This is a genomic window from Almyronema sp., assembly GCF_052168255.1.
Taxonomy (GTDB): Bacteria; Cyanobacteriota; Cyanobacteriia; order Phormidesmidales; family Phormidesmidaceae; genus Sphaerothrix; species Sphaerothrix epifaneia.
This window is the reverse complement of sequence record NZ_JBQLZL010000061.1, coordinates 66,171-76,280: the sequence shown is the minus strand read 5'-3', so window position 1 is coordinate 76,280 and position 10,110 is coordinate 66,171. Positions and strand designations below refer to the sequence as shown.

General features: G+C 50.0%; 13 protein-coding genes. 9 read left to right on the top strand and 4 right to left on the bottom strand.

The features are described 5' to 3' along the window. The first annotated feature begins 551 nt into the window (after positions 1–551). The 5 genes from ACTS3T_RS13770 to arsH all read left to right on the top strand — a co-directional run bounded on the left by ACTS3T_RS13770 (position 552) and on the right by arsH (position 4,462). The gene (locus ACTS3T_RS13770) at positions 552–881 is read left to right on the top strand and encodes an ArsR/SmtB family transcription factor (protein WP_377963112.1); all 330 of its coding nucleotides are present in this window, start codon (positions 552–554) and stop codon (positions 879–881) included. 111 nt (positions 882–992) lie between these two features. Then, complete coding sequence (locus ACTS3T_RS13765) at positions 993–2,036, top strand: PstS family phosphate ABC transporter substrate-binding protein (RefSeq protein ID WP_377963114.1); 1,044 nt, start codon at positions 993–995, stop codon at positions 2,034–2,036. Positions 2,037–2,086: 50 nt separating this feature from the next. Then, a complete protein-coding gene (gene arsB, locus ACTS3T_RS13760; protein ID WP_377963116.1) occupies positions 2,087–3,241 on the top strand; it encodes an ACR3 family arsenite efflux transporter in 1,155 nt (384 codons plus the stop codon). Positions 3,242–3,290: 49 nt separating this feature from the next. Next, entirely contained in the window at positions 3,291–3,701 is a 411-nt protein-coding gene (arsC, locus tag ACTS3T_RS13755; protein WP_377963118.1) for an arsenate reductase, glutathione/glutaredoxin type, read from the top strand. Positions 3,702–3,817: 116 nt separating this feature from the next. Continuing rightward, positions 3,818–4,462 (top strand): arsenical resistance protein ArsH, encoded by a 645-nt coding sequence (arsH, locus tag ACTS3T_RS13750; protein ID WP_377963120.1) that lies wholly within the window; start codon positions 3,818–3,820, stop codon positions 4,460–4,462. A 12-nt stretch (positions 4,463–4,474) separates the two neighbouring features. On the opposite strand, the gene ACTS3T_RS13745 is transcribed toward arsH, so the two are convergent. The 4 genes from ACTS3T_RS13745 to nthA are packed head-to-tail and all read right to left on the bottom strand — an operon-like array spanning position 4,475 to position 6,166. Beyond that, on the bottom strand, positions 4,475–4,819 hold the full coding sequence (locus tag ACTS3T_RS13745; protein ID WP_377963121.1) for a nitrile hydratase accessory protein: 345 nt from the start codon (positions 4,817–4,819) through the stop codon (positions 4,475–4,477). Between the two features lie 11 nt (positions 4,820–4,830). After that, on the bottom strand, positions 4,831–5,199 hold the full coding sequence (locus ACTS3T_RS13740) for an SH3-like domain-containing protein (protein WP_377963122.1): 369 nt from the start codon (positions 5,197–5,199) through the stop codon (positions 4,831–4,833). A gap of 26 nt (positions 5,200–5,225) precedes the next feature. Continuing rightward, on the bottom strand, positions 5,226–5,534 hold the full coding sequence (locus ACTS3T_RS13735) for a hypothetical protein (RefSeq protein WP_377963124.1): 309 nt from the start codon (positions 5,532–5,534) through the stop codon (positions 5,226–5,228). Beyond that, entirely contained in the window at positions 5,531–6,166 is a 636-nt protein-coding gene (gene nthA / locus ACTS3T_RS13730) for a nitrile hydratase subunit alpha (RefSeq protein ID WP_377963126.1), read from the bottom strand. The genes ACTS3T_RS13735 and nthA overlap by 4 nt, the downstream gene beginning before the upstream one ends. A 149-nt stretch (positions 6,167–6,315) precedes the next feature. Between nthA and ACTS3T_RS13725 the strand changes: the two genes are divergently transcribed. The 4 genes from ACTS3T_RS13725 to ACTS3T_RS13710 all read left to right on the top strand — a co-directional run bounded on the left by ACTS3T_RS13725 (position 6,316) and on the right by ACTS3T_RS13710 (position 9,994). Next, positions 6,316–7,041, top strand: coding sequence for a cysteine hydrolase family protein (locus tag ACTS3T_RS13725; protein ID WP_462935216.1), 726 nt, complete (start codon positions 6,316–6,318; stop codon positions 7,039–7,041). 220 nt (positions 7,042–7,261) lie between these two features. After that, positions 7,262–8,305, top strand: coding sequence for an ABC transporter substrate-binding protein (locus ACTS3T_RS13720; protein ID WP_377963130.1), 1,044 nt, complete (start codon positions 7,262–7,264; stop codon positions 8,303–8,305). Further along, on the top strand, positions 8,306–9,112 hold the full coding sequence (locus ACTS3T_RS13715) for an ABC transporter permease (RefSeq protein ID WP_377963132.1): 807 nt from the start codon (positions 8,306–8,308) through the stop codon (positions 9,110–9,112). 3 nt (positions 9,113–9,115) lie between these two features. Beyond that, entirely contained in the window at positions 9,116–9,994 is an 879-nt protein-coding gene (locus ACTS3T_RS13710; RefSeq protein WP_377963134.1) for an ABC transporter ATP-binding protein, read from the top strand. Positions 9,995–10,110 lie beyond the last annotated feature (116 nt).

Genomic DNA, 10,110 nt, shown 5'->3' with positions numbered 1-10,110 from the left:
GTTTCAATCCCCTTGCGGGGTAATTGGGGGTTGCGACGGCGGTTGTTTGAACAATAGAGCTGATGCCCGTTTCAAACTCCACTTGCGCGAACCCCAGAAATTTGAGGACTCAAACAGCGTTTCAGCCCATCAAACCATTTGAGCAAATCATTGAAACTATTGAAACACAAGAGTTACAGCGATCGCGCGGAACCCACCAAACAGCAAAAACGCCAAAACCCAATATCCATCAGCCTTTGGCTCATTATTTGACTCATTTGGCTAAAAACAGCTCCCCACTCGCGCCGCGACTCTAAACCCATGAAACAAAATTACGGCAAATATTTACTTTTCAAGGTGCCAACGCAAGCCATCACCAGACAACTGCTTTCGTTTAGTGTATTCAGCATCGATCAGATTGTCCATCTGCTTCATCAAAAGCAACACCTTTCAGACCCCTCAACGCCAATTGCTCAAATTGTGATCCTTTCATAGCCGCCAATAGCCAGAAACCACAAAGCCATCCCAGGGTTTGTTAAACTGCAAAAGCAGCCTGACTTTCAAATAAATTGATGGCTAAAACGCTTCAAACTGCATCAACAGAAATTGTTATGGGCTTCAAAGCCCTATCCGACCCATTGCGGCTTCAAGTGATTGAACTGCTAAGAGAACAAGAACTGTGCGTTTGTGACTTATGCGATCGCCTTGACGTCGCTCAATCTAAGCTTTCTTTTCACCTCAAAAGCCTGAGAGCAGCCAGCTTAATCAATTCACGGCAAGAAGGTCGCTGGATTTATTACAGCCTCAACCTGCCTCAATTTATTTTAATTGAGCAATACCTAGCCGAGTTTCGCCGCTTCAGCCCCCTGCTGCCTGCTAGAGTCTGTCCACCCCAGCCATAGAACAATTAAGTTTGATATACGCTTTCAAAAGCGTAATAATTCTCTGCTTGACAAATCAACTTTTTTTGAAATGATAAAGGTAGTGAAATCTAATGAGTCAGTGATTATGTTATGAACGGCAGCATTAATCCAGGCTTTGTACTAACAGTTGGCTTGGGCTTTCTAGTGAGTTGCTCAGCGCCCGCTCCTGAGACGACGACCACTCAATCGCCCGAAACACCCACAACAGCCAATCAAACAGCCATCAAAATTGATGGTTCAAGTACGGTTTACCCCCTCAGCAACGAAGTAGTTGAAGAACTGAAATTTGAGCGGAGCGAAGCTGCTCCCGCTATTTCAGTAGAATTTTCAGGCACAGGAGGCGGTTTTCGTAAGTTCTGCGCAGGTGAAACAGATATTAACGGGGCTTCACGGCCTATTTTGAGCGATGAAATGGCCGTTTGTGCTGAAAACGGGGTTGAATACCTCGAACTCCCGGTGGCGTTTGATGCTTTAACCGTGATTGTGCATGAAGATAACGATTGGGCTGAGACGATTTCAGTTGAAGAACTAGCCGCCATCTGGGAACCCGACGCTGAAGGCCAACTCACGCGTTGGCAACAGGTTCGCCCTGACTGGCCAGCGCGATCGCTTAATCTTTACGGTGCCGATGTAGACTCCGGCACCTACGACTACTTTACAGAAGCCATTATTGGCGAGTCAGGCGTCAGCCGCAAAGACTACACCGATGAGGTAGACGATGCCCGTATTGTGCGAGCTGTACGCACCGATCCAGATGCTCTAGGCTTTTTAGGGTTTGCCTACTACCAAGAAAGCCAGGGCACCCTCAAAGCACTTGCAATTGATAACGGCAGTGGCCCAGTAGAGCCTTCAATTGAAACGGTTAGCAGTGGTCAATATCGTCCCCTGACTCGCCCTTTATTCATTTATGTCAACAAGCAGCACTTAGAAGCCAGCAGCAGCTTACAAGACTTTGTGCTGTACTATCTGACCAACGCTGAATTTTTGGCTCGCACCGTTGGTTATACACCCCTACCTTCAGAAGCGTATAGCGCTATCTTGAGGCGCTATGACCAGCGCATTGCAGGCACCGTTTTTGATGGGGCAGCGCCCACTAATTTAACTTTAGAAAAACTCACACAGCTTGAGCAGTAAGCATTGAGCCACTCATAGCCGTACAGACAAAGGAACTTGCAGAAAACGCCATGACCACCAATCCCGCCGACGTTAATGCTAAAGCTGTTCAGGCCGGGGGGCAGCTTAGCTTTTTTGAACGGTATCTCACCCTTTGGGTGGCACTGTGCATCGTAGTTGGCATTTTGCTAGGGCGATTGTTTCCGGGCATTGCTGTCACGCTAGATGCGCTGAGCCTTTATCAGGTGTCTATTCCCATTGCTATTTGTCTGTTCTTCATGATGTATCCCATCATGGTGAAGATTGACTTTGGCCAAGCCCAAAAAGCGGCTCAGACCCCCAAACCCGTCTTGCTGACGCTGGTTGTCAACTGGCTGATCAAACCCTTTACGATGGTGCTATTTGCCCAGTTCTTTTTAGGCTGGCTGTTTCGCCCCCTGCTAGCAGGCAGCGAAGTGATTCGCGGGGGAGCTATCGATCTGGCGGATGCTTATATTGCTGGCACTATTTTGCTAGGCATTGCCCCCTGTACGGCAATGGTGCTGATGTGGGGGTATTTGTCTTTTAGCAATCAGGGGCACACGCTGGTGATGGTGGCGATCAATTCGCTGGCTATGCTGTTTCTCTACGCACCGTTGGGGCGCTGGTTGCTAGCGGCCAACAACCTGTCGGTTCCCTGGGAAACGATTGTGCTGTCAGTGCTGATTTATGTGGGATTGCCGTTATTGGCTGGGGCAATTTCACGCACCTGGATTTTGCGCCATAAAGGCAAAGCCTGGTTCGATAATGTCTTTTTGCAGTACCTCAGCCCAGTTGCGATCGCAGCTTTGTTAATTACCCTGGTGCTGCTCTTTGCCTTCAAAGGCGACCTGATTGTGCGTAATCCCTTGCACATTTTGCTCATCGCAGTGCCGCTGTTTATCCAGACTAACTTTATTTTTCTCATTACCTACGTAGCGGCGCTAAAGCTAAAGCTGTTTTACGAAGACGCTGCCCCCGCCGCTTTAATTGGTGCCAGCAATCACTTTGAAGTAGCGATCGCCACGGCAGTAACGCTGTTTGGCCTCAACTCTGGGGCAGCTTTGGCTACCGTCGTTGGGGTGTTAATTGAAGTGCCGCTCATGCTGCTGCTGGTAGAAGTGTGTAAGCGAACAGCCTTCTGGTTTCCCCGCGAACCCGAAAAAGCAACGCTACTTGATCCTCGCTGTGCCCGTCCTTTGGGCTAAAACTGGCCTTAGCGAATGTTTGAAAAGATATCTGCAGAGGTTTTTTTCTATGAAACGCGTCATGTTTGTGTGTAAAAAAAACTCGGCTCGCTCTCAAATGGCAGAAGGCTTTGCCAAAACCCTAGGAGCCGATCAGCTAGCGGTAACGAGCGCTGGGCTAGAAGCTAGCCAGGTGCGCCCAGAAGCGATCGCCGCTATGCAAGCCGTCGGGATTGACATCAGCGATCAAACCTCCAAAGCCCTCAGCGATTTTCAACCAGAAAATTTTGATGCCGTTATTTCTCTGTGTGGCTGCGGTGTCAACCTGCCGCCAGCATGGCTGACTCGCGAATATTTCGACGATTGGCAGCTAGACGATCCGGCTGAGCAACCAGAAATTTTTCCCCAAGTGCGCGACGAAATCAAAGCGCGGATAATAGCGCTAATCAGCCAACTCAGCCAGGAACAAACCTCAGTCTAGCCCGGTTCTAGCGATCGCCCCTAGCTGCTCCAGCCTAGATTTGAACCACTCACAGAGTTGCCCCCTACTGAGCGAAAACCATTCCTTTTGCCCTCCGCCTTCTGCCCAGTAATTGTATGAGTTTTGACCACAAACCCCGAATTCTCTTTCTCTACGGCTCTTTACGAGAGCGTTCCTACAGTCGGCTGTTGGCTGAAGAAGCCGCCCGCATTATTGAAAACTTTGGTGCGGAAGTTAAATTCTTTCATCCGCAGGGTCTGCCGCTGTACGGGGCTGAACCCGACACTCACCCCAAAGTGCAAGAACTGCGCAACCTATCCCTCTGGTCAGAAGGACAGGTTTGGTCTAGCCCCGAATTACACGGCAACCTTTCTGGCCTGATGAAAACGCAAATTGATTGGATACCGCTCAGTCTGGGCGCTGTTCGCCCTACGCAAGGACGAACCCTGGCACTGATGCAGGTTTCTGGCGGATCCCAATCTTTTAACGCTGTCAACACAATGCGACTGCTAGGACGCTGGATGCGGATGTTTACTATTCCTAATCAGTCTTCAGTGGCTAAGGCTTATCAAGAATTTAACGAAGACGGCACGATGAAAGCGTCTGCTTACCGCGATCGCGTCGTAGACGTTATGGAAGAACTCTACCGCTTTACCTGCCTGCTGCGAGAACACGTAGACGAACTTACCGATCGCTACAGTGAGCGGAAAGCCGCCGCCGCTCAGCAAATTGAGGAAACGGCGCGGCAGGCACTCAGCTAAACGGTTGTTGGTTCAGCCATCAGCGATCGATTTAGAATTGAGCGGCGATTGATCGCTGCTTAGCTCTACCATTTTTTGGTCGATGGCGTCAGCATCGAGAATGCCTTTTTGAATCAACAGCTTTTGGCAGGCATCCACCCAGCGTTCGTAATACGTTCGGGCATCGTTGGCCTCAGCCTCAGCCGCCGCCGTTTCTTGTACCAGGCAATTTGTCCATTCTGCCCAGCTATAGCGCTGAGTGGCCGCTAGCTGGTTGACAATAGCAAACGCCTTGGCTTCCCAAGGGGCTTGAAACACAGGTTCAGTCTCGGCAGACAAATAGGTAGAAGGTAGAGGATTGGGCAGGGATGAAGGCATAGCAGCAAGCATTATAGCGGCTCTAAATGGTCGTCAAACAAGTCGAGGTAAAGGGCATCGCCTGCCGCTGCCGCTTCACCCCAGAGCACCTGGGCTGCAAAGCGAACGCTGTAGACATGCTGCGGTTTGGTTGTCAGCCGCTGCCCCACCGTATCTGGAAACACGTACACCCCATGATCTTTCACAATTTCGCCCACCTTGCCCCGAACGTAGGTGGGTAAGCGCGTATAGGTTTTGGGATGCATAACCTTCGCCCGCACCCGATCGCCTACCTGAAACTGAGGCGGCAAATCACTCTCTACGCGAGAGTTGAGGCCATTTTTTAGCAGGGCGATCGCGGCGGCTGCCGTCATACACTGATTGCTTGTTTGTATTGCCATGGCAGGAAAATAATACAGGCATTTGCTCAAAGTTGCCCTTGCCGAAGCTGGGCTATTCTCGCGGTAATTTCAGCAGCCGACACCAGGTTGTGCTCTTTGAGCAAAAGCTCCAGCGCATAGAGCCAGCGTTCGTAATAGCTAGAACTAAGATATTCACCAGGGGGCATGCGTTCTGAGGCATGGCGCGTTTCATCCACCGGAAAGAAATTGCTAAAGGTGGCAAAACTCATAGCAAACACCTTCGCCTCCCACTCACTTGCAAAAACCGCTTCAGGCTCAGTTAGGGGAATTGCCCCCATACTTTGCATGCCTCCTATGTCGTGAGGCCCATTCATAGCGCTAACTCCTCAGGCGTTACAGGCACTACCGAATCAGGAGCCTGCACCTGGGCAGTGCCAATCATGGCGTTGCGGCTAACGAGGGTCGCCAGTTCCGCTTCAGACCATCCGGCTGTACCCGCTGGCCGCTCTGGCAAAACCAGGTAGCGCAGATCGGCGTTGCTGTCCCAAACCCGCACTTCAACGGTTTCTGGCAGTTCCAAGCCAAATTCGGCCAAAACCGCTCGCGGTTCGATAACCGCCCGTGAACGATAGGCAAACGACTTGTACCAGGTTGGCGGCAAGCCCAAAATTGCCCAGGGATAACAAGAACACAGCGTACAGACAATCAGGTTATGCACGTCAGGGGTGTTTTCCACCACCACCATATGTTCGCTAGAAAAGCCCGTTAGCCCCAACTCAGCGATCGCACGGGTACCATCGGCTAGCAAACGCTGCTTAAACGCCGAGTCAACCCACGCTTTAGCCACAATCCTGGCTCCAATGTGAGGCCCAACCTGATGTTCATAGTGTTCAATGATGGCCTCTAGCGCAGCCGGGTCAACAATGCCTTTCTCAATCAGCAAAGATTCAATCGCTTTAACGCGCAGCGCAATTTCTGCTTCCGGACGGTGATGATGAGTTGTCATAAGCTCAAAAATACCTCATCTGCCAACTCTAAAGAATTAACACCTAAACGATTCATCCCACTTCATCGTATTAGCAAAAAATGAATTAGAGGTGATTCTATCAGGCTTATGCTTGAAACTCAAAATTGATCAAAATTAGAGTTGCAGCCTTGAGTTTAAAAAGATACAGTTCATCTAGCTCAATTGAGGCGTTTATGGTTTTAGTCAAAACGTACACCCATCCGTTTGAACTTCCCCTCAATCAAACGGCTGTGCTCATCATTGACATGCAAAATGATTTTTGTCATCCCGATGGGTTCAATGGCAGCGCGTTAGACCTAGATCTGAGCCAAATTCGCGCCATCATTCCGGCCATTCAAACGTTGCTAAGCTGGGCAAGGCAAACCGGGGTTAAAGTCATTTTTACCCGTGAAAGCCATGCCCCCGATTTAGGTGATCTCTCCCCTAGCAAACAAACTCGCTACGCCAACGCCGGTTCCCCGATTGGTCAGCTAGGCAAGATGGGACGGTTTTTAGTGCAGGGTGAAGCCGGAACCCGCATCATCGACGAACTCCAACCGCTACCTACAGAGTGGCAATTAGACAAACCCGCCCACTCTTGCTTTGTCCAAACCGCACTTGACCAAGCCTTGCAGGCAGCCCAAATTACCCACCTGCTCATCGCTGGGGTAACAACCGAGTGCTGTGTGTTAGCCACCTATCGCCACGCCAGCGATTTGGGCTATTACTGCCTCCTACTCGAAGATTGCTGCGCCGCCTTTACCCCCCACGATCACAACGCCACTATTCACATTCTCCAATCTGAAGGCGGCGTACTGGGCTGGGTTGGCCACTCTGCTCAGCTTTATCAGGCGACGCCTGTTAGCCTTGCTTAAATCAGCCGCAGGTCGCTTTGCCTGGGTGCCTGGTTAAGCAATCCGCAACTAAATCTTAATTTTTTGCTGATTTGGCAACATTATTAATTTTCTTTTTGCTGAAGGTGTGACCACAGCTACAGTATGTGCTGATTGAGTCATTTAACCTCATGTCAGTAGGTTCCCTGATTCGAGTTCGCAAGACTGTGTTCGCCATTGATTCGCCGTTGAGGTCACTGTCATGGTCGCCCCGTGCCAACTGCTCAAACGACTGTTAGTTCTGTCTGCTAGTGGATGGTTGTGGGTTGCCTGTGCCCCCTCCGAAACTGCTGAAACGCCTGCTGATGCAGAATCGCCAGCGACAGCAGAGCTAATTCCCGTTAAGGCGGGGCACTTAGTAGCCCTAGACATGGCTCCTTTATTTGTCGGTGTAGAATCGGGCTGTTTTGCCGAAAACGGCTTAGCAGTAGAAACAGTCTTTTTCACCAATCCAGGTGATAACAATGCCGCCTTAGCGGGCGGGCAAATTGACTTTAGCACTAACCCCTTTACGCTACCGTTTTTTGCGGCCAATAGTGGTGTACCGATTAAGACCATTTCAGCCGCTGGTGGCTGGGGAGTTATGCAGGTCATTATTAGTAATGAATATGGAGTTGAGTCTGTTGCCGAATTGGCTGATTTTGTCTCGGCTAATCCAGAAGTTACTTTAAAAATTGCCACCTTACGAGGAGATACTTTAGAGCTAATTTTGGTAGATGCCTTTGCAGCGGCAGGCATTTCACCAGAGGCATTTGAAATGGTTTACTTTGACGATTTGTTAGCTATGGTAGATGCCTTTCGCATTGGCGAAGTAGACATTTTAAGCCATATTAAACCCTACACTACTCAGTTTGTTAGCCAGAACAAAGCCACCGTTTTAACCGATAACGCCGAGGTGTGGTCACCTACGACGCCTAATACGGTGGTAAGCGTGTTAGAGCAAACGCTGAGTGAGCGACCAGAAGTGGTAGAAGCTTATCTCAAAGGGTTGCAATGTGCCGCTGAAATCATCAACACCGATCCAGAAGCAGCGATCGCCTGGTTGAGCAATGGCAACTACTACCGCGTTGAAGACGAGGTCTTGTTAACGGCCTTTCAAACTCAACCAGCCCCTATTAGCTTTACCCCCGATTTAGCCGCCGTTCAAACGGTGGTCGATAAAATGGTAGAGCTGCAATATATTGAAGCAGATGTACCAGCGACAGCTATTTTCGATACCGCTATTGTCCAGGGATTAGAGCAGTAAATGGCTAAGCCCCCCGATCAGCAAGCGTGGCAACCTTCAATCCTGGCGATCGCCTGTGGGGTTATCTCTTGTGCCGGATTCATCGGCCTGTGGGAGGGAATCGGTCACAATCCGGCAAATCCCATTACTCAGGTGCTGCCGCCACCGTCTCAGTTTTTGCCTGTCTTGTTTGAAAATGATTTTAAGGTGGGCTTAGGCGCTCAGTCAGCTTCTATTTACCAGTCCGTGATCGTTACTTTGATCCGGGTATTGCTGGGGATGACAGCGGCTTTTATCGGGTCTATTGTTTGTGGCCTTTTGATCAGTCTTTCGCAGTGGTCAGAGCTGTTCATTTTGCCCCTCTTGGGGTTGATAGCTCCGATTGCCCCAATCGCTTGGGTACCGCTGGCTTTAGTGGTATTTGGGGTGAGTAATTTAACCGCTATTTTTATAGTATTTATGGGGGTGTTCTTTACCCTAACGATTGCCACAGTAGCCGAAATCAAGCGAATTCCCGAAAATTTGTTAATGACGGCTCAAAATTTAGGCGGCGGACGCTTTAATCGCTGGCGCTGGGTGATTATTCCGGCAGTGTTACCGGGCGTTTTTACCCTCTTGCGACTCAACTTTATTGCCGCTTGGATGGCGGTTTTGGCCGCAGAGATGACAGGCTTGCGGGATGGATTAGGTACCGTAGTGATGACAGGCCGCAATCTCTTTAACAGCGATTTGATCTTGCTAGGGATTTGCATCATTGGTCTGACCGGTTTTGCCGTCGATCGCTTGCTCTTATACATTCAAAAGAAATTTTTCTGGTGGCAGGTTTGAGCTATGGCAACGCGCGATCGCCCCGCTTCTCCCCTAGCAGCGGCTCCCATTCTGGCTTGTCAAGCGCTGACAAAACGGTTTTCCGGCAGTTCGCCCAGCGTTCCTATCCTGGCTGATGTCAATCTAGACGTAGCGCCAGGAGATTTCGTCACGATTTTAGGGCAGTCAGGTGGCGGTAAATCAACGTTGCTCAAGCTTTTAGGTGGCTTTATTGCCCCAACCCACGGACAGGTATTGTTTCACGGGGTGCCGCTCAAAGCAATTACGCCTAAAATTGGCTTAGTCTTTCAGGAAAACACTCTCTATCCTTGGCTCACGGTAGAGCAAAATATTGGCTTTGGCTTTAAGGTCAGAGGCAAAAAGCCTCACCAGTATCAGGTTCAGGTGCGAGAGGTGCTTGAGCAGGTGGGTCTTTTCCCAGCTCGCAAACTCTATCCCCAGCAGCTTTCAGGCGGCATGAAACAACGGGTATCGATCGCCCGCTCGATTGCCGTTCAGCCAGACGTGCTGCTATTAGATGAACCGTTTTCGGCTTTAGATGTTCAGCTACGGCGACGCCTTCAAGCTTTTTTGGCGACTATTTGGGCAGATACCGCTACGACAATGGTACTGGTTACTCACAACGTCGAAGAAGCCATCTTGCTGGGTCAAAAGCTGATTGTTATTGGCGATAAACCGGGTCGCATCATTGAAACCGTAGATATTTCAGCAGCCCCCTTTCGCGATCGCTATGCTGCTCAGTTTTTAGCCCTACAGCGCCACTTAGAAAATGTGATTGAAGCCGATGCTCAAACTCAAGCGCTGAATAGGCCGCCCTCAGAGGCACCCCCCTCACTGACAAGCACCAAAATTTCCAGACCTCACTCATCAGCTACTCGTTAAGCGGGTGTTTGAAAAGCCAATGGTTGTAATTTTAGGTACTCATCAATCCCCCCTACTCCTTAAAAAAGGGGAAATCGGCGGGGGATCTAAATCATTCAAAAGTCCCCCTTTTTAAG